Source organism: Synechococcus sp. TAK9802, assembly GCF_014279535.1.
Classification (GTDB): Bacteria; Cyanobacteriota; Cyanobacteriia; order PCC-6307; family Cyanobiaceae; genus Parasynechococcus.
In genome coordinates this window covers 555,484-573,939 of record NZ_CP047937.1, presented here as the reverse complement: position 1 = coordinate 573,939, position 18,456 = coordinate 555,484, and the positions used below count along the sequence as shown (strand labels likewise).

The 18,456-nt window shown below is 61.7% G+C and carries 22 protein-coding genes and 3 tRNA genes; 16 read left to right on the top strand and 9 right to left on the bottom strand.

The features are described from left to right. Positions 1-10: 10 nt before the first annotated feature. From rplS to gltX, 5 genes are all read left to right on the top strand, one after another. Positions 11-484: a 50S ribosomal protein L19 gene (rplS, locus tag SynTAK9802_RS03200; RefSeq protein ID WP_186497236.1), complete on the top strand. Its 474-nt coding sequence runs from the start codon at positions 11-13 to the stop codon at positions 482-484. A 60-nt stretch (positions 485-544) separates the two neighbouring features. Further along, positions 545-617 (top strand) — tRNA-Trp (locus SynTAK9802_RS03195). A gap of 37 nt (positions 618-654) precedes the next feature. Beyond that, a complete protein-coding gene (locus tag SynTAK9802_RS03190) occupies positions 655-843 on the top strand; it encodes a hyperconserved protein Hcp (protein WP_006043540.1) in 189 nt (62 codons plus the stop codon). A gap of 216 nt (positions 844-1,059) precedes the next feature. Then, positions 1,060-1,133: transfer RNA gene (locus SynTAK9802_RS03185), tRNA-Asp, on the top strand. A gap of 21 nt (positions 1,134-1,154) precedes the next feature. Further along, positions 1,155-2,588: a glutamate--tRNA ligase gene (gene gltX, locus SynTAK9802_RS03180; protein WP_186497235.1), complete on the top strand. Its 1,434-nt coding sequence runs from the start codon at positions 1,155-1,157 to the stop codon at positions 2,586-2,588. On the opposite strand, the gene SynTAK9802_RS03175 is transcribed toward gltX, so the two are convergent. The 4 genes from SynTAK9802_RS03175 to wecB are packed head-to-tail and all read right to left on the bottom strand — an operon-like array spanning position 2,532 to position 5,715. Then, the gene (locus SynTAK9802_RS03175; protein ID WP_186497234.1) at positions 2,532-3,797 is read right to left on the bottom strand and encodes a sodium:proton antiporter; all 1,266 of its coding nucleotides are present in this window, start codon (positions 3,795-3,797) and stop codon (positions 2,532-2,534) included. The genes gltX and SynTAK9802_RS03175 overlap by 57 nt on opposite strands. Beyond that, entirely contained in the window at positions 3,787-4,032 is a 246-nt protein-coding gene (locus SynTAK9802_RS03170) for a hypothetical protein (RefSeq protein WP_115010390.1), read from the bottom strand. The genes SynTAK9802_RS03175 and SynTAK9802_RS03170 overlap by 11 nt, the downstream gene beginning before the upstream one ends. Next, a complete protein-coding gene (locus SynTAK9802_RS03165; RefSeq protein ID WP_186497233.1) occupies positions 4,032-4,634 on the bottom strand; it encodes a DUF1643 domain-containing protein in 603 nt (200 codons plus the stop codon). Before SynTAK9802_RS03165 ends, SynTAK9802_RS03170 begins: the two co-directional genes overlap by 1 nt. Then, a complete protein-coding gene (gene wecB / locus SynTAK9802_RS03160) occupies positions 4,603-5,715 on the bottom strand; it encodes a non-hydrolyzing UDP-N-acetylglucosamine 2-epimerase (protein ID WP_186497231.1) in 1,113 nt (370 codons plus the stop codon). Before wecB ends, SynTAK9802_RS03165 begins: the two co-directional genes overlap by 32 nt. 113 nt (positions 5,716-5,828) lie before the next feature. Between wecB and SynTAK9802_RS03155 the strand changes: the two genes are divergently transcribed. Then, on the top strand, positions 5,829-6,998 hold the full coding sequence (locus SynTAK9802_RS03155) for a type IV pilus twitching motility protein PilT (protein ID WP_186497229.1): 1,170 nt from the start codon (positions 5,829-5,831) through the stop codon (positions 6,996-6,998). On the opposite strand, the gene SynTAK9802_RS03150 is transcribed toward SynTAK9802_RS03155, so the two are convergent. Both SynTAK9802_RS03150 and tsaD read right to left on the bottom strand, forming a co-directional pair. Further along, positions 6,999-7,175: a chlorophyll a/b-binding protein gene (locus SynTAK9802_RS03150; RefSeq protein WP_114988300.1), complete on the bottom strand. Its 177-nt coding sequence runs from the start codon at positions 7,173-7,175 to the stop codon at positions 6,999-7,001. 42 nt (positions 7,176-7,217) lie between these two features. After that, positions 7,218-8,291 carry a tRNA (adenosine(37)-N6)-threonylcarbamoyltransferase complex transferase subunit TsaD gene (gene tsaD / locus SynTAK9802_RS03145; protein WP_186497227.1) on the bottom strand — a complete coding sequence of 358 codons (1,074 nt, stop codon included), beginning with the start codon at positions 8,289-8,291 and terminating at the stop codon, positions 7,218-7,220. Between the two features lie 77 nt (positions 8,292-8,368). On the opposite strand from tsaD, the gene SynTAK9802_RS03140 reads away from it, so the two are divergent. Both SynTAK9802_RS03140 and psaJ read left to right on the top strand, forming a co-directional pair. Beyond that, entirely contained in the window at positions 8,369-8,845 is a 477-nt protein-coding gene (locus tag SynTAK9802_RS03140; protein ID WP_114988265.1) for a Photosystem I reaction center subunit III, read from the top strand. Between the two features lie 32 nt (positions 8,846-8,877). Beyond that, positions 8,878-8,994, top strand: coding sequence for a photosystem I reaction center subunit IX (gene psaJ / locus SynTAK9802_RS03135; RefSeq protein ID WP_006850741.1), 117 nt, complete (start codon positions 8,878-8,880; stop codon positions 8,992-8,994). 114 nt (positions 8,995-9,108) lie between these two features. Here the strand turns inward: psaJ and gmk are convergent, their stop codons facing one another. Continuing rightward, the gene (gmk, locus tag SynTAK9802_RS03130; RefSeq protein WP_186497225.1) at positions 9,109-9,666 is read right to left on the bottom strand and encodes a guanylate kinase; all 558 of its coding nucleotides are present in this window, start codon (positions 9,664-9,666) and stop codon (positions 9,109-9,111) included. A 38-nt stretch (positions 9,667-9,704) separates the two neighbouring features. On the opposite strand from gmk, the gene SynTAK9802_RS03125 reads away from it, so the two are divergent. Next, positions 9,705-11,432, top strand: a complete 1,728-nt coding sequence (locus tag SynTAK9802_RS03125) for an NFACT family protein (RefSeq protein WP_255487824.1) — start codon at positions 9,705-9,707, stop codon at positions 11,430-11,432. Positions 11,433-11,557: 125 nt separating this feature from the next. After that, positions 11,558-12,262, top strand: coding sequence for a twin-arginine translocase subunit TatC (gene tatC, locus SynTAK9802_RS03120; RefSeq protein WP_186497969.1), 705 nt, complete (start codon positions 11,558-11,560; stop codon positions 12,260-12,262). On the opposite strand, the gene SynTAK9802_RS03115 is transcribed toward tatC, so the two are convergent. After that, a complete protein-coding gene (locus SynTAK9802_RS03115; protein WP_186497223.1) occupies positions 12,243-12,659 on the bottom strand; it encodes a DUF3067 family protein in 417 nt (138 codons plus the stop codon). The genes tatC and SynTAK9802_RS03115 overlap by 20 nt on opposite strands. 47 nt (positions 12,660-12,706) lie before the next feature. On the opposite strand from SynTAK9802_RS03115, the gene petC reads away from it, so the two are divergent. From petC to SynTAK9802_RS03085, 6 genes are all read left to right on the top strand, one after another. Further along, positions 12,707-13,243 carry a cytochrome b6-f complex iron-sulfur subunit gene (petC, locus tag SynTAK9802_RS03110; protein ID WP_006850760.1) on the top strand — a complete coding sequence of 179 codons (537 nt, stop codon included), beginning with the start codon at positions 12,707-12,709 and terminating at the stop codon, positions 13,241-13,243. 39 nt (positions 13,244-13,282) lie between these two features. Continuing rightward, entirely contained in the window at positions 13,283-14,215 is a 933-nt protein-coding gene (gene petA / locus SynTAK9802_RS03105) for a cytochrome f (protein WP_186497221.1), read from the top strand. Between the two features lie 5 nt (positions 14,216-14,220). Continuing rightward, positions 14,221-15,099 carry a prolipoprotein diacylglyceryl transferase gene (gene lgt, locus SynTAK9802_RS03100; RefSeq protein ID WP_255487823.1) on the top strand — a complete coding sequence of 293 codons (879 nt, stop codon included), beginning with the start codon at positions 14,221-14,223 and terminating at the stop codon, positions 15,097-15,099. Beyond that, positions 15,096-15,857, top strand: a complete 762-nt coding sequence (gene cobM, locus SynTAK9802_RS03095; protein WP_186497217.1) for a precorrin-4 C(11)-methyltransferase — start codon at positions 15,096-15,098, stop codon at positions 15,855-15,857. The genes lgt and cobM overlap by 4 nt, the downstream gene beginning before the upstream one ends. Positions 15,858-15,882: 25 nt before the next feature. Beyond that, positions 15,883-15,954: transfer RNA gene (locus SynTAK9802_RS03090), tRNA-Val, on the top strand. Between the two features lie 90 nt (positions 15,955-16,044). After that, positions 16,045-16,821 (top strand): RodZ family helix-turn-helix domain-containing protein, encoded by a 777-nt coding sequence (locus SynTAK9802_RS03085; protein ID WP_186497215.1) that lies wholly within the window; start codon positions 16,045-16,047, stop codon positions 16,819-16,821. Here SynTAK9802_RS03085 and SynTAK9802_RS03080 read toward each other — a convergent pair. Next, positions 16,805-18,442, bottom strand: coding sequence for a Ppx/GppA phosphatase family protein (locus SynTAK9802_RS03080; protein WP_186497967.1), 1,638 nt, complete (start codon positions 18,440-18,442; stop codon positions 16,805-16,807). The genes SynTAK9802_RS03085 and SynTAK9802_RS03080 overlap by 17 nt on opposite strands. Positions 18,443-18,456 lie beyond the last annotated feature (14 nt).

The following is an 18,456-nucleotide window of genomic DNA, read 5'->3' as shown; positions in this document are numbered from 1 at the left end:
CGGAGCTGGGATGGCAGCCGATTCGAAGGACACAGCGGTGACCGACGACAACAACGAAACGGCTGTGGAAACAGCACCTGAGGCAGCGGCGAAGGCCAGCAATGCTTCCGGTGCCCCTGCCAAGAAACTGAGCCCTGAGGCCCTCATTCGCTCCTTTGAGTCGTCTCAGCAGAAGGATGATCTCCCTGAGATCTACGTGGGCGATACCGTGCGCGTTGGTGTTCGCATCAGCGAGGGCAACAAGCAGCGTGTTCAGCCCTACGAAGGCGTGGTGATTTCCAAGCGCCATGGTGGCCTCAACCAGACCATCACCGTGCGCCGGATTTTCCAGGGCATCGGCGTTGAGCGGGTGTTCATGCTGCACAGCCCCCAGGTGGCTTCCATCAAGGTGGAACGGCGCGGTAAAGTGCGCAGGGCGAAGCTTTTCTATCTGCGGGAACGGGTGGGCAAGGCCACCCGCGTGAAGCAGCGCTTCGATCGCTGAGGTTTCGACCTCGTTCAATCAGTTGCCAACTTCAACGTTGGCTGAGGGGTACATCGCCTTGCGCCGTTAGTTCAGTTGGTAGAACGCAGGTCTCCAAAACCTGATGTCGGGGGTTCGAGTCCTCCACGGCGCGTCCGATGTTCCCCTCGTGCAGTTTCCCGGTTCTGAGCATGGAGTTGGATCTTCAACCTGGTGATGTTGTGAAGGTGTTGGAGTCAGCCGCCCTCGGCTGGGTCCGTGCCCGAGTGATACGCGTCAAGTCCGGCGGCCGTGTGGTCGTTCAGAGTGATCAAGGGCGTGAATTCACAGCCCGCGGCAATCAGGTTCGGCTCATCGAACCTGCAGGATTCCGTCCCTGAATTGTTGGTTATTCGGCGTTGAGCCGATGTTTTCCCTCATGTCCCGGCGACTCTGTCGTCGGGATTTTTTTGTAGTGGCGCCCGCATGACAAAACCAGGCTGATACATGGCTCAGTTGTTGACGGAGGGCAGGGCGACAGTTGATACTGATCAGGTCGCGCAAGCGACACAGATCAGATTCTTCGGAGCGCGTCTCGCGAGTTCTGAATCAAATCTGGGACCGTAGTTCAACCGGTTAGAGCACCGCCCTGTCACGGCGGAAGTTGCGGGTTCGAATCCCGTCGGTCCCGTTCTCACCACCAAGAGCCACGATGGTGCGCGTTCGATTGGCCCCCAGCCCGACGGGCACGCTCCATATTGGAACGGCGCGAACCGCTGTATTCAATTGGCTCTACGCCAAGCACGAGCAAGGCGCGTTCGTGCTGCGCATTGAAGACACCGACAAGGAGCGGTCCAAGCCCGAGTACACCCAGAACATTCTCGAGGGCTTGCAGTGGCTCGGGATCGATTGGGACGAGGAACCCGTCATCCAGAGCGAACGGGTGGGTCAGCACCGTGATGCCATACAGACCCTGCTCGATCGGGGACTGGCCTACCGCTGCTACGCCAGCGAAACGGAACTCACGGCCATGCGCGATGCGCAGAAAGCGGCCAATCAAGCCCCGCGCTACGACAACCGCCACAGGTCTCTGACCCCTGAGGAAGAGCAGGCGTTTCAGGCAGAAGGCCGTGAAGCGGTGATTCGTTTTCGCATCGATGACGCTGCCGAAATTCGCTGGAATGATCTGGTGCGTGGCGCCATGAGCTGGCGAGGCTCAGACCTTGGCGGAGACATGGTGATTGCCCGCCGCGCCCCGGCGGACCAAATCGGCGACCCCCTCTACAACCTTGTGGTGGTGGTGGATGACGCCGCGATGGACATCACCCATGTGATCCGCGGTGAAGATCACATTGCCAACACCGCCAAGCAACTGCTCCTCTACGAAGCGCTTGGCCTGCCCTTGCCGACCTTTGCCCACGCTCCTCTCATCCTCAATGCCGAGGGACGCAAGCTCTCAAAACGGGATGGGGTGACCTCCATCAACGACTTCCGCGCCATGGGCTACACCCCTGACGCCATCGCCAACTACATGACCTTGTTGGGGTGGTCCGTACCGGAGGGCATGGAGGAACGGTTCAGCTTGCGTGAGGCCGCAGCCGTTTTTGGTTTCGACCGCGTCAACAAAGCCGGGGCGCGTTTCGACTGGGACAAGCTCAACTGGCTGAATGCCCAGGTTCTGCATGGCTGGACGGCGGACCATCTTCTGGAGGAACTGACGCCGCTGTGGACCGAACGCGGTTGGACCCCTCCCAGCGACAAGAGCTGGTGCCTGGACCTCTGCGCCTTGCTGGGGCCATCCCTCACCTTGCTCAAAGATGGCGTCGATCAGGCGGAACCGTTCTTTGATCGTCCGGAGCTCCAGGACGATGCCCTCGAGCAACTCGCGATCGAAGGAGCCAAGGCAGCCATTGCGGACCTGCTTCAGCGGCTCGAGAACAACCCTTGGGACGGCAGCGACGTTGATCAAGCCAAGGCTTGGCTGGGGGATGCCGCCAAAGCAGCCAGTGTGAAGAAAGGGGTTGTGATGAAGTCACTGCGCGCCGCTCTGCTGGGGCGTCTTCAAGGCCCCGATCTGATCACCACCTGGTCATTGCTGGCCCGAATCGGTGAGGACCTGCCGCGTCTGCGCCGCTGCCTCGGCTGAGGCAGGCTCGTCATCCTCGGCTTTGACCAGGCCAAGAGCCTGAGCCAACGGCTGAGCCGTGAGGCCCTGAAGACCAACTGTCATCAGAATGGTGAGGAACACCAACCCCTGAAGGCGTCCTGCCCCCAGGATGCCGGCCTGCTCCAAACGAATCGCGAAGAGAGAGGCCACCGCTGCGGTGACGATGCCTCGCGGAGCGAGCCAACCCAGGAACAGCCGTTGTTCAAGTTTGTAGGGCAACCCGATGGTGGCCAGACCTACGCCGATCGGACGCACCACGAGCATCAACGACAGCACACAGAGGATGCCGCCCCAACCCAGCGGACTGAGTTCAGCCCAGGAGACGTCAGCAGCCAGCAGCGGAAACAGCATCGTGATCGCCAACTGCGCCAGTTCCTGAATCAAACCATCCAATTCAGCGGTGTGGGGGCCTGGACGTCGACCGACAACGATGCCCGCCGCCACCGAAGCAGGCAGGGCGGATTCAGGCAGAAGCCACTCACTGACGCCATACATCAGAAACAGCAAACCCAGACTGAGCTGAAGCGGGAGCCCCTTCAACTGATCGGGTTTGAGCCGTCGCAGCAGTTCTGAGAGCAGCCAGCCGACGCTCGCGCCAATCAGCACACCACCGCCCAATCGATACAGCAGGCCGAGCATCACCTCCCTCCAGCCATGCAGGTCGCCAAGGACAAGCTCCAACAGCAGCAGGGCTAAAACGGCGCCGATGGGCTCAAGCACTAGTCCCTCAGCCTCCAGGACTTCGCCCAGAGGAGGTGCGAGCCGAATTTGACGCACCAGGGGTGTGACCACCGTTGGCCCCGTGGCCAGCACGATGGCACTGAACACAGCCGCAAGCGACCAGCTGAGGCCCGCAAGCCAATGGGCCGCCAACAGACCGCCTCCCAGGGAGATCAACAGATGTAGGGCTGCGATGCGCTGCACCGTGGCCTTGATCGTGTCTCCAGGCAGACGCAGATTCAGTCCGCCATCGAACAGCACCAGGCTGACAAGAAGACCCACCACGGTTCCAAGCCCGGAGCCGAGATCAAGGGGTTCCACCCAACCCAGACCAGAGCGACCGATCAGCAGCCCCGACAGGAGCAGCAACACCACCCCAGGAAATTTCGACTTGGCCGCCAGAAAACGGGCTGCAGCACCCGAGGAAACCGTGACGCCCCAGAGGAGGCCCAGACGCTCAGGCGTCATCGACAGAGGAGAACTGAGGTTCCACGCGGACGCCGATCACCGCTTGGGGGCGTACGACCAGATACTCGCCCTCCAGATCACTGAGGGGAACGTTGACGAAACCGCCCTGGTTCTCGGCATTGACCACCCCTTGGTACCACTCCTGGAAGGTCTCGAGTTTCGGAAAAAACACCCGTTCGGTTTGCCCTCCCACAAGGTGGAGATGGACGGCGTAGCGGCGGGGCGTACGGGACATCAGCGCGGAAAGACATCCATCACGGTCCCCACAGGATGACGGATCGGTTCCGGGTCTGCCCAGAGAAGAGGGCGAAGACAAGCGTTACGCGGGGCATAAAGCGGATGGCGCGGTTGCCCCGAGGCCGTCTGCCCGAGCATCAGAGGATGCGGCGAGTCGGGAACGGAGCGTCGGCGGTGCGGCAGCAAACGCTGAATGGTTCCAAGAACCAGCTGAGCCCGGTCCCATCGCGCCCCATTCGCCCCCCATCCACACCAGAGATCAACCCCAGATGTTCGGGACCAGTGGTTGAACCAGCGGTTCAAGATCGCGTCGTTCTGCTCACCGATGGGGTCCTTCACCCGCAGCAGCGCCGCCGGAGACGGCGACATCCGGGCGAACAGATTCAGCACCAGCAACTCCCGATATCCCCATTGCCTGGCGAAGCCGATCAAACGGCGCAGGGTCGGATCATCACGCTGGCCATCAGCTCTCGAGGGATTCAGACCCACGAAAAGGAGGCACCCTTCGCCGTCACCCAGGCAGCGCCGCAGCCACCAGCGGTAACAGCCATCGCTGCTGAGGGACGCTTCAGACCCCGAGCTTTCGCCGACAGCGTTCAAGGATGCGTTCGCTGGCGTGACCATCGCCGAAGGGGTTAACGGCGCGGGACATCTCTTGATAGGCCGTGGCATCCCCAAGCAGCCGCGAGGTCTCCTCCAGGATCACATCGGGATCGGTGCCCACCAGCCGGGCGGTGCCCGCATCAACGGCCTCCGGCCGCTCTGTGGTTCGCCGCAGAACCAGCACGGGTTTGCCGAGCGCAGGGGCCTCCTCCTGGAGACCACCGGAATCGGTGAGCAACAGGCAGCAACCTTTCATCGCTGCAACGAGACGGTCGTAGTCCAGAGGTTCGGTCAGAACGACTCGGGGATGGCTTCCAAGCAGGGCCTGCAGCGGTTCACGCACCGTCGGGTTGCGGTGCATCGGCAGCAGCAGCGCCGTATCGGGGTAGCGCTCAAGCACCTGCAGCATTCCTGCAGCGATGTCGTGCAGCCGCTCACCCCAGTTTTCACGGCGATGCACCGTGGCGAGGATCACCCTCTGTTGATCCCAGTTGAGGCCATCGAACTGAACATCCGGCGCCGATTCCGCCATCAACAACAAGGCATCGATCACGGTGTTGCCGGTCACGGCGATCTCCCCGACCACCCTGGATGCTTTCAGGTTGGATTCAGCCTTGAGCGTCGGCGCGAAATGAAGGGTTGCGATCTGAGAAAGGAGCCGACGGTTGGCTTCTTCCGGGAAGGGATCCAAAAGATTGTCAGTGCGCAGGCCGGCCTCCACATGACCAACCGGGATTTGCTCGTAAAACGCAGCCAAACCAGCGGCAAACGCCGTGGTGGTGTCGCCCTGCACCAGAACCAACTGCGGGGGGTAGGTCTGAAAGTCTTCCCGCAGCCCTTGCAGCGCAGCACAGGTGACATGGGTCAGGGTCTGACGGGGTGCCATCAGATTGAGATCCTGATCCGCCTGGAGATGGAACAGATCCATCACCTGGCCCACCATTTCGCGGTGCTGACCGGTCAGGACGACACGGGTCTGCAATGCATCACAGGCTTGAAACGTCCGGATGACCGGAGCCAGCTTGATCGCCTCCGGACGCGTTCCCAGAACGATCGTGACGCGGGGCTGTTCAGCCATTCCATCCAGACGGTCCGCTGGAGTTTACGGGCGTTAACCCGGAGAGAACAGTGAGAAATCCTTGCCAGTTCCAGCATCGAGACGATCCTGAAAACAGATCCCTCTCCATCAACGTGGCTCAGCCGGTTTTCCCCCCCAGCTTCCCGCCGCGCCCAACAGCCGCCCGTAGCCCAGAAGGACTTCGGGAGGTTCACAACCCGGCGCCCCGATCCGCTGCAGATGGCTCTCCAAGCCTCGAGGAGATCGTTCGAATCGCCCATGATGCCGGCCATTCCGATGTCCACCTAGGGGTTGGGGAAGTGCCGCGCTACCGGGCCCGGGGAGACATGCAGGGCACGGATTGGCCAGTCACCCGCGCCGAAGTCTTTCAGGGATGGCTCCAGGAAATCCTGACGCCACAGCAGATCGATGGCTTCAACCGCGACAAGGAATTTGACGGCTCCCATGCCTTCCCCTTCGTGCGCGTGCGCATCAACCTGATGGATTCCCTGCGGGGCCCGGCCATGGTGCTGCGCCTGATTCCGCAGACGATCCTCACCATGGAGCAGCTGAATCTCCCCAGCGTGCTGGAGAGCCTCGCGGCCCGTCCGAAGGGACTAATCCTGGTGACCGGACCGACAGGGTCCGGCAAAAGCACAACCCTGGCGGCCATGATCGATTGGATCAACCGCAACGAGGCACGCCACATCCTCACGATCGAGGATCCCGTCGAGTTCGTGCACGAGAGCCGCAAGTCCCTCATCCGGCACCGGGAAGTGGGGTTGCACACCCTCAGATTCCACAACGCCCTGAGGGCGGCCCTGCGGGAAGACCCCGATGTGATTCTGGTGGGCGAAATCCGGGATCAGGAAACCCTTTCCACGGCCCTGGAAGCGGCCCAGACCGGCCACCTGGTTTTCGGAACGCTGCACACCAACTCTGCAGTGAAGACCGTGGAACGGGTTCTCGGCATGTATCCGCCTGAAGAGCAGGAGAGTGTGCGCCGTTCATTGTCCGAATCGCTGCTGGGGGTGGTCGCCCAGGGATTGATCAAGACAACAGATGCAAAACGGACGGCGTTTCACGACATCCTGATCAACACCGACGCCTGCAAGGACTACATCCAGCGGGGGGCGCTCGATGAGGTGGAAGACATCATGGAGCGCAGCGGATTCGATGGGATGGTGACCACCAATCAATCGCTGATGGCCCTGGTGGAGGCGGGTCGCATTGACGGTGATCAAGCGATGGCCGTCAGCCTCAAACCCAACGAGCTGGCTCAAGCCCTGCGGGGCCGAAGCTGATCAGCCACCGCTGAAGACACGCACCAAAAGGACGACAGCAATGCCTGCGGAAAGGCCGATCATCGCCAGACGGCCGTTCCAGATTTCGGCCTGTGGAGTGAAGCCACGCTTCCAGGCGTTCAGCTCATCAGCCTCCACGGGCTCCGGAGCATCGGGTCTGGTTTCCGGTTGGTCCACGACGCAGAGACCGAACAGTGCCTTCAAGCCTAAAAGGCTTACCTAGAAGGGTGGGTCTGGTGTGTAAAGCGCATCGGCCTGATCCAAGGGCCAACGGGCGGCTACACCTGATTCAAGAGAGGTGCATTCCGTGTTCTGGCCCAGACGCAGCAAGGCCGCAGCTCCGATCATGGCGGCGTTGTCGGTGCAGAAGGCCAGGGGAGCGATGGAGACCGCGATGCCCCGCTGCTTCCCCTGTTCGCGCATGCTTTGGCGCAAGCGACGGTTCGCTGCGACGCCCCCAACCATCACCAGTTGCTGAATACCGTGGTCTTCAGCACAGCGAAGACTGCGCTGCACCAGAACATCGGCCACCACCTGTTCGAAACTGGCGGCCAGATCGGCAAGAGGCAGCGGGTCAGGGTTTTGCCGCAAAGTTTCCACAGTGCGGAGCATGGCGGTCTTCAGACCACTGAAGGAAAAGTCGTAAGGGTGAAAACCGCCGCCCGGCAATGAAATCCGCCCCTTGGGCAGGCGAAAGCGCGTTGCATCACCCGTTTCGGCTACAGCCTGGATGGCAGGGCCTCCGGGGTATCCCAGACCAAGCAGGCGGGCCACCTTGTCGAAAGCTTCTCCAGCGGCATCGTCGTGGCTTCGGCCGAGCCGCGTCATCCCACCGTCGTCAGCCACCAGGATCAGCTCCGTGTGGCCCCCGCTCACAAGCAACACCAGATAAGGAGCCTGGGGTGGGGCATCTCCAAGCATCACCGAGGCCAGATGACCCTCCAGGTGATGAACGCCGAGAAAGGGGCGCTGATGCAGCGCAGCGAGGGTGCGACCCGTCACCGAGGCCACCATCAGAGCCCCGGCCAGACCTGGGGTGATCGTGGCCGCGATGGCATCCAGATGCCCCAGAGCGACACCCGCCTCGTCAACCACGGTCTCCACCAGCCCCGGCAGGGCCTCAACGTGGCGACGCGAAGCGATTTCGGGCACAACACCACCCCAACGGGCATGCTCCTCAACCTGAGATGCAATCCGCGACGCCAGAACCTCGATTCGCCCATCCGCGTGACGGCGCAGGACCGCTGCAGCGGACTCGTCACAACTTGTTTCGAGGGCAAGCACTGCATGCATCGAAGCGATGCGCCTCCCCTACTGTCCGACTTGTGACATCTTGCCCTTTCGGGGCACCGTTCAGAGGAATTGTTCCGATGCGTCGTCTCTTCGCCGTCGTGCTTTCAGCACTCCTGGTGTTCGGCTTCGCCCCCGTCGCCAAGGCGGATGTGGCTGGCCTCACCCCCTGCTCAGAAAGCGCCCGCTTCCAGCAGCGTGCTGCCGCTGCCACCACGCCTCAGGCCAAAGCTCGCTTCGAGATGTACAGCCAGGCCTCCTGTGGTGAGGATGGCCTTCCCCACCTGATCGTCGATGGCCGCTGGAGCCACGCCGGTGATTTTGTGTATCCCGGGATCATGTTCCTGTACGTCGCCGGCTGCATCGGCTGGGCCGGTCGTGAGTACCTGAAAGCAACTCGCGGCAAGAATGCTGCCCAGTACGAAATCTTCATCGATCGCAGCATCGCCATCAAGAGCCTTCTGGCTGCTGCCACCTGGCCTTTGGCTGCCTTCGGTGAATTCACCAGCGGCAAGCTGCTCGAAGACGACAGCAAGGTGACTGTTTCACCACGCTGATTCAAACGACTTCAACCATTGCACCCTCAACAATGAACAAGTTTCTGACCGCAGCTCCAGTGGTTGCAGCCATTTGGTTCACCGCCACCGCAGGAATCCTGATCGAGTGGAACCGCTTCTTCCCCGATCTTCTCTTCCACCCGATGTGAATCTGGGTTGATTTTCTAGAGGCAAGGGAACCTTCGGGTTCCCTTTTTTTTGTGCCTGCCCCCGTTGCGAAAGTCAGGGTTGCGACGATCAGCGTTGCAAAAAGCAGCTCCGCTTTATCCCAGCCCCATCAGCGTCTCCACCTGGTTCAACGCTGCTTCGAGGGCGTCATTGATCACGACAGCATCGAATTCCTGTTGGGCCTCGAGCTCCTCGCGAGCGCGAGTCAAGCGGCGCTGAATGGCATCCTCCGCATCGGTTCCGCGCCCACGGATCCTGCGCTCTAATTCTTCAAAGCTGGGGGGAGCTAGAAAAATCTGAAAACCGTCCGGAAAACTGCGACGCACCTGGCGGGCACCTTCCAACTCAATCTCCAGAAGCACGGGGCGCCCCGCCGCCATCTGTTCTTCCACAGGACCTCGGGGAGTGCCGTAGCAATTCCCCGCGAATTCCGCCCACTCGAGAAAACCTCCCTGCTCCACCAAGGCCTCAAACCCCGCACGGCTGTGGAAGAAGTAGTTGATGCCGTTCTGCTCCCCCTGGCGCGGAGAACGGGTGGTGGCCGACACCGACAGCCAGATCTGGGGGTGCCGTTCCAGCAGCTGGTTCACCAGCGTTCCCTTGCCGACTCCACTGGGGCCGGTGATCAAGATGAGCTTTCCACTGGTGGACATCGCAGCGTCTGCGTGGGTCAGCAGAGTAGGAAGCCCCAATGCCCCACCCGGTGCTCCAGGTGATCGCCTCCACCAGCCTGCAGCCAATGGATCTCACCACGCTGCGCGCGGTGCTCTGGGATCTGCGCCCAAAGCTGGTGCCCAGCCGCTTCGAGAAGGCCCAACAACCGGACCCGGCAACGATTCAATTGGGATGCCGCAGCCTCAAGGGGATGGTGTGGCTGGAACTGAGCTGGCAAGCCGAGGCCCCTCGGCTGGTGGAGGTCAACCCTCCCCCGCGCAGCGGCAGCGGCAGCACCTTCGCCCAACAGTTACAACACAGCCTCCGCCAGCTGGCTCTGGTGGAGCTCCACCAGAGTGGTTTTGAACGGGTGGTGGAATTCCGGTTTGCGCAACGCCCTGGGGAACCGATCCAGCGGGTGCTCGTGCTGGAGCTGATGGGACGGCACAGCAACCTGCTGCTGCTTGATGAGCAGCGCCGGATCATTGCCCTGGGGCGACAGGTCCGGGACCATCAGTCACGCGTGCGCCCTCTGTCCACCGGTGATTCCTACAGCCCACCCCCGATGCTGCAGGGGTTGGCACCGGATCCAACGGAGGGCTTTGAACGCTGGAAGGAGCGGCTCTCCCTCGTTCCGATCGCGCTGCGCAAGGCCCTGCAGCAGACCTATCAGGGAATCAGCCCAGCCCTTGCTCTACAGCTCGCCGGCGAGCACCTGAACACCCCTGTGGACAGCCTGGATGCACGCCACTGGTGCCACCTGTTTGAACGCTGGTCGCTCTGGTTGGACCAGCTCGAGCGTGAGCAGTTCGCCCTGGTGGTGGAGAACGACGGTCGTTACCGGGTCTGGGGGTCTCCCCAGGGTGAAGTGCATCCACAGCCCGCTCTGGCGCTCACCCTGGGATCCCTGCACCAGCAATCCCAAGAGCAACGGGCCCTGGCACGGGTCAGCCAAGATCTGCGTCAACGCCTGGAGCGTTGGCGCAGCAAAGAACAGGCAGCCCAGCAGGACCAACACCAGCGCCTGAAGGCCACCGACGGGCACGAGGCTCTTCAACGCCAGGCGGACGCTCTCCTCTGCCTCGGAAACCCAAGCCGCGACCAGGTCGATGAAGCCCAGTCCCTCTATCGCAGGGCCAAAAAACTGCGGAGATCGCGCCCGATCCTTGAGCAGCGGCTGGAGCACCATCAGCAACGGCTTGAGCTGATCAACGCGAGCGAAACCTTCATCGAAGATCAACTGGGCGCCACCTGGCAGGAAGGCCCGGCGCGCCTCGCCGCCCTGAATGATCTGCGGGAGGAACTTGATGAGCTGTTACAGCCCAAGGAACGCCGTCGCAGCACGCGACAGCAGCGTCAACGGGACCAGCCCAAGCCGCTGGAACTGAACACTCCCGGAGGTCTCAAGGTGCAGGTGGGGCGAAATCACCGCCAGAACGACTGGATCTCGCTGCGCCAGGCCCGCAGTGGTGACCTCTGGTTTCACGCCCAGGAATGCCCAGGCAGTCACGTGGTGTTGAAGAGCTCCAACGGGCTGGCCGAGGAATCCGACCTGGCGATGGCAACGGATCTGGCGGCCTATTTCAGCCGCGCGCGGGGCAACACGCGGGTGGCGGTGGTGATGGTGCCCACCGATCAGCTGCAGCGCATTCCCGGTGCCGGCCCGGGCACCGTGCGCCATGGACAAGCTGAAATCCGCTGGGGGGATCCCCAGGGCGCGGAAGAGCGGCTGCTTGCCCCTAGCCTGAGCCCACATTCGGGCTGACCTGTTGCGCCGCCCGTCCTGCGTCCGTGTCTGAGCGCCCCGAAGGTCCCCCAGCTCTGCAGCCACCACCGCCCATTCGCATTGGGAGGGCACCTGGCGATGCAGATCTGCCGAATGAGGTGGAGATGCCTCTGGTGGATCACCTGGAGGAACTGCGTCAACGGGTTCTGCGCAGCTTGCTGGCCGTTGTTGTTGCAGCGCTGACCTGCCTGCTGGGGGTTAAACCTCTGGTGCGCCTGCTGGAAGCGCCAGCCAGCGGAATTCATTTCCTTCAACTGGCACCGGGCGAGTTTTTATTCGTCTCGCTGAAGGTGGCCGGCTACGCCGGCCTCACCCTCGCCCTGCCCTATGTGCTGTTTCAGATCCTGGCCTTTGTGCTGCCGGGCCTGACGATCCGCGAACGACGCCTGATCGCCCCTGCCGTCGCCGGCTCCGCGGTTCTGTTCATGGCGGGCCTGGCCTTTGCCTGGTGGGCCCTGGTGCCAGCCGCCCTTCGTTTTCTGGTGAGCTACGGCGCCGATGTGGTGGAGCCGCTCTGGTCGATCGAGCGTTATCTGGATTTTGTTCTGCTGCTGATGCTGGCCACCGGGCTGGCGTTTCAGCTCCCTGTTCTGCAACTGCTCCTCGGGGCCCTGGGGCTGGTGCGCTGGAGGCCGATGCTTGGGGCCTGGCGCTGGGTTGTGCTGGGTTCAGCCCTGGCAGGCGCTGTGCTGACGCCATCCACCGATCCGATCACGATGCTGCTGCTGGCTGGAGCGATCACAGCACTGTTCCTGATCGGCGTCGGCCTGGTGGCCCTGACCGAATCCTTCAGACCAGAAACTCTTTGATCAGCGTTTCCGCCTCCGGGCCTGTCGCCTCCAGCGGAAGACTCAACGCCTTGCCAAGACGGGGTTTGTCACGGGTGGAACCGAGCCATTGGCGCACCTCACCCGCCAAACCAAGACGATTCACAACATCCAGCACCTCACCGAGATGCTGCCGATAGGCCTCAAGGTCCATAGGAAACGACTGTTGCTCGAGATAGGCCCACATCACTTGGAGGTACAAACGACGGCGTCGAACCACCAGCTGAAGGTCGTAAGTCGCCCGCCAGCGCTGGCGTAGACAGGCCATCACCTCGTCAACACTGAGCGGCGGCTCGGGCACGGGCCTGGCGATTTCAAGCACAGAAGATGAAGCGGCAGGGGCAGGTAGACGCCTGTCGTTGCAAAGCTTGACAGGCACTTAAGCATCCATAATGGACGCCATTCTGAGCTGGATGAACGTCCGCCATGACCCAACTCTCCTCGAGCGATGTGCCCGGAATGGGTCGTCGGCAGTTCATGAATCTGCTGACGTTCGGCTCCGTCACCGGTGTGGCCCTGGGAGCCCTCTACCCAGTGGCGAATTACTTCATCCCCCCCAAGGCCGCGGGCAGTGGCGGTGGCACCAGCGCCAAGGATGAGCTGGGCAACCCGATCACAGCCAGCGGCTGGCTCTCCAGCCACCCCGAGGGCGATCGCAGCCTGGTGCAGGGCCTCAAAGGCGATCCCACCTATTTGATCGTTGAAGGCGAAGACGCCATCGGCAGCTACGGCATCAACGCCATCTGCACCCACCTCGGTTGCGTTGTTCCCTGGAACAGCGGCGCCAACAAGTTCATGTGCCCCTGTCACGGCAGTCAGTACGACGCCACCGGCAAAGTGGTCCGTGGCCCTGCCCCTCTCTCCCTGGCCCTGGCAAACGTCAGCGTGGAGAACGACAACGTGTTCGTGAGCCAGTGGACCGAGACCGACTTCCGAACTGGTGATAAGCCCTGGTGGGCCTGATTTTTCCCTTCCCTACGCCTGCATCCCCCTCACCGTCCCATGCGTCGTCACCTCTCGCTTTTCCTTGGATCGCTGGTCATCGGACTGGCTCTGCTGATCGCTCCGGCTGCCAGCTGGGCATATCCCTTCTGGGCTCAACAGAATTACGACAGCCCCAGGGAAGCCACCGGCAAGATTGTTTGCGCCAACTGCCACCTGGCCAAAAAGCTGACCCAGGCTGAAGTGCCCCAATCGGTCCTCCCCGACAGCGTCTTCACCGCCAGCGTCAAGGTTCCCTATGAGAACGGTCTCCAGGAAATCGGTGCCGACGGCAGCGATGTGGGTCTTCAGGTGGGTGCTGTTGTGATGCTTCCTGACGGCTTCACCCTGGCTCCTCAGGACCGCTGGACCGACGAAATCAAGGAAGAGACAGAAGGGGTCTACTTCACCCAATACAGCGATGAGCAGCCCAACATCCTGCTGGTGGGTCCGATTCCTGGTGATGAGCACCAAGAGATCGTCTTCCCTGTGCTGTCCCCTGATCCCGCCACCGACAGCAACATCCACTTCGGCAAATACCAGATCCACGTGGGTGGCAACCGCGGCCGCGGCCAGGTGTATCCCACCGGCGAGAAGAGCAACAACACCGTCTACACGGCTCCTGCCAGCGGCACCATTGCCTCCATCGAACCCGGTGACAACGGCGCCAGCGTGGTCAGCATCAAGGCTGCTGACGGCAGCAGCGTGAGCGAGACCATTCCGGTTGGTCCTGAAGTTCTGGTCAGCGTTGGCGACAGCATCGAAGCCGGTGCTGCCCTGACCAACGACCCCAACGTGGGCGGCTTCGGCCAGGTGGACGCAGAAATTGTTCTGCAGAACCCCGTTCGGATCTATGGCTTGCTCGCCTTCTTCGCGGCTGTGGCTCTAGCCCAGATCATGTTGGTGCTGAAGAAGAAGCAGATCGAAAAAGTTCAGGCTGCTGAGGGCGTCTGATCGCTATGGCTGTTGAAGCCCTATTTCCCCTGGCGACCTTCCAGTCGCCAGGGGAATTTTTGCCTCACACCCAAAACTGGTTCCTTCCCCTGCGTTGGTACGGGCTGCTGATTGCAACAGCCGTCTTGATTGGACTGAACCTCTCCAGCCGACTGGCCAAGCTTCGACAGCTGGAGAACGGCCTGGTCAGCGATCTCCTGCCCGTGCTCGTGCTGTTTGCCGTGATCGGAGCACGGATCTACTACGTGGCCTTCGAGTGGCACAACTACGCCTCCAACCCGCTCAAGGCCCTGGCCATCTGGGAAGGAGGGATCGCCATCCACGGTGCTTTGCTGGCGGGAACAATCACGCTGATCCTGTTCTGCCGCTGGCGCCGGCAACCCTTCTGGGATGTGCTGGATGTGTTGGTTCCCTCCGTGGCCTTGGGTCAGGCCATCGGTCGCTGGGGAAATTTCTTCAATTCCGAGGCCTTCGGGGTTCCAACTGACCTGCCGTGGAAGCTGTTCATCCCGGCGCAGAGCCGCCCTGTGATGTACAGCACGTCGGAATTTTTCCACCCAACGTTCCTCTACGAATCGATTTGGAACCTGCTTCTCTTCGGACTGCTGATGCTGCTCTTTCGCCGCGGACTCAAAACTCCTGGGATGCTCCCATCGGGCGCCATGAGTTGTGTGTACTTGGTGGGATACAGCCTTGGCCGTGTCTGGATCGAAGGTCTACGGATTGATCCTCTCTGCATCGGTTCGCTTCCACCGGCTTGCGACGGGGGAATCCGGATCGCCCAATTGATGAGTTGCACCCTGGTCGCGCTCGGCGTCCTGGGGCTTTGGTGGCTATATCAACGGAAGCGACCCCTGCCTGATCCATCAGGCCAACGCAGTTGAGTCACGTTGTCAGTTTCGTCGGCGCAGGCCCCGGTGCTCCAGACCTGCTCACTCTTCGCGCGGCTGACCGTCTGAACAAAGCCGACGTGCTGATCTGGACGGATTCACTGATCTGTCCAGCCATCGCCGATCTGGCGCCGGCGGATTGCGAACGCATCCGCACCAGCACGACCACGCTTGAAGAGCTGATCCCGCTGCTCATCGACCGGCAGCGCCAGGGCAAACGGGTGGTGCGGCTCCACGATGGAGATACGGCGCTCTACAGCGCGATCAATGAACAGATCTGCGCCCTGAGCGACGCCGAAATCCCTGTGGAAGTGATTCCCGGGATCAGCGCCTACCAAGCGGCAGCCGCCGGCCTCGCCAGCGAACTCACCCTCCCAGGCGTGGTGCAAACCATTGTTCTCAGTCGCGCTGGGGGTCGCACCGGCGTGCCGCAACGGGAACAGCTGGATCGGCTGGCCGCCCTGCGCGCCAGCCTTTGCATCTATCTGAGTGCACGACACGTTGAAGAGGTGCAAACCACCCTCCTGGAGCACTACCCCGCCGACACGCCCGTGGCCATCGGACATCGGGTGAGCTGGCCTGATCAGATGCTCACCGTTGTCCCTCTCAGGGAGATGGCTGCGGTGAGTCGGGAACGCAATCTGATTCGCACAACGCTTTATGTGGTGAGTCCAGCCCTTGCCGGTGGTCCCCAGCGCTCACGGCTTTACTCGCCTGACCACGACCACCTGTTCCGTCCGAAACCCCAATAGGCGGTGGTTTAGGATCGATTTGTGCGGGCGATTAGCACAGTGGTAGCGCACTTCCTTCACACGGAAGGGGTCACTGGTTCGAATCCAGTATCGCCCATATTTTTTGGTGGGATTTAATCCCTTGGTTGCTGACTGCACTGTTGGATCGGCCTAAGTTCAGCTTTGAACGAGGTCAATCGACCCATTGATGAACGAGCGGAGTCTTGCGGACGACCAGGGCAAAGCCACGGGCCTGGTTGAAGCAGGGCGACAGTTGGCCGAGGCGCGGGCTGCTGCGAGCCTGAGCCAGAACCAGCTCGCCAGCCAGCTGCACATGGGCGAGGAGCAACTGGCAGCACTGGAACGGGGCGATCAAACCGAACTGCCTGAACCCGTGTTCATCAAGGCCATGGTGCGCCGGATCAGTTCGCATCTGGGTTTGGATGCTGATGCCATGGTTCAAACCCTCGGCCCCCTCACCACCAAACCGCCCAAACGGGCGACTCCCTGGGCAACACCGCGGGGCATCGCTCCTCAGAACCGAAGAACAGTCAATCCACTTCCCCTCGTGGCCCTCGCCGGGCTTGCTGGCCTTGGCTTTGTTGTGTGGAGCAACGCCTCCGAGTTGACGCGCTTCGCCCAGGGGTTGAAGCCTGCCAATCCAACCCTTGAACCAAGCGAAACCGATCTGGAGGTGACCAAGTTTGCAGATGAGCGTGATGCCCTCATCGTTTCAGCGCCACCAACGACCGACCTGGGCCTCACGATCAGCAGCAGCGAACCCAGCTGGATCGCCCTACGGCGTGAGGGAGTTGTGGAATTCGAAGGGCTGCTGAACGGTGAGCGCAGGATTGACAATCCTGACCTGGTGGAGATCTACGCCGGCCGGCCTGATCTGGTGCAGCTCAGTTCTCCCGACGCCGAGACACGCACCCTTGGCGCTGTGGATGACATCCGCTGGATCCCGCTCAGCCCTGCACCCTGACGCGCAGATTCACGCCAACCGCCTCCTTCACCACCTCAGCGCAGCCCTCCAAGCTCCACTGTTCAAGGCTGACGTTCTGGTTGACCCGCTCAGGGACTATCTCAAGATGCAGACTTCCCTTCACCGCATGAATGCGGAGTGCTGAGATCACCGGCTCAGGCCTGCGATCCAGAGCCGCGGCCAAGCGCAGCAGAAGGGCCATCTGATGAACACAGCGACGGTTGTCTCGGGTGGCCACAAGCTGCCAAGACTCATGGCGTTTCTTCGGCAGGCTGCGGCGGTGATAGCGGGCAATGGCCGCCACCATCAAGTGCTCCGCCTCGGAATAGCCCAGCAGCTCACCATGACGAATCAAGTACCAGGTGTGTTTGTGGTAAGCGCTGATATTGATGTGCTGGCCACAGGTATGGAGCATCGCGGCAGCCCAAAGCAGTTCACGCCCTTCGCCACTGTCGTCATGCATCACGCCTCGCGTGGCGTCGTAGAGGCTTAGGGCATGGCTGGCAACCCGTTCAGCCCTGCTCTGGTTCACCGCAAAGCGCTGCACCTGATGGAGGACAGTGCGCTGCCGAATGCTGCTCTGAAAGCTGAAGCGGTCTTCCAGAAGACCCTGGCGAAGCATCCAATCAACGATCAAACCTTCCCTGAGCGCCCGCTCACTGAGCAAGAACTCCTCCACACCCAGCATCTTCATGGTGGTTTGCAGGATCAGCGCACCGGGAACGATGATTTCGGCCCGACGATCGTTGATGGGAGCCAACTCCCGTCGCTGCGCAGGGGTCATCGTGATCAAACGATCAACCACCTGATTCAGGCTCTGCCGGGTGACGCGGTACCCATGCAATTTGCGGGGTGGGCGCTCCTCTTCACTCGCCGCCAGGGAGCCAATCGCCATCGCCGTGCCGCTGGTGGCTACCAAAACAGGAGTTTCACCGGGTTTGATCCTGCGACGCACTTTGTCGACCGCAGGTTCAAGCGACCCCTGAATGAAGGCCTGCAGGAATGACCGCCGTTGAGGGGGCATCGGATCATCCCGAACAAAATCCCGCTGGAGTCGCACAGCCCCCACACGGGTGCTGGTCAGGGCGCGGGCATCACGACCATCGGCAAGGATCAGTTCCGTGGAGCCACCGCCGATATCGAGCAGAAGATGCGGACGGTCTCCAAACGGCATTCCTGAGAGGACGCCCAGATAGATCAACCGTGCCTCCTCGGGGCCGCTGACCAAATCCACCTCCATCCCCAGATCGTCGAGAATGGTATGGAGGAAATCGCGACCATTGGGTGCTTCTCGAACGGCACTCGTCGCCGCTGTGACGATCTGCTCAACCCGGTGACTGGCGGCGAGATCTCTGAACTGGCGAAGGGTTTCCAGCCCCCGTTGCATCGCCGCCGCGGTCAGCTCACCGGTCTCGGGATCACGCTCCCCCAGACGCGTGGTGGCCTTTTCGGCCTGGATGATCCGAAACGTGCGCAGCTTCGGATCAACGGCTGCCACCAGAAGATGAAAGGAATTGGTCCCGATATCGATGGCGGCGATCCGACGCTGATCAGCGTTCACTGCCTGCGACGCGCCGTTGTTCTGTTCCGTTGGCTGGGCTGGGGCCTTGGCATCCAGCATCAACGTCAGAGCGG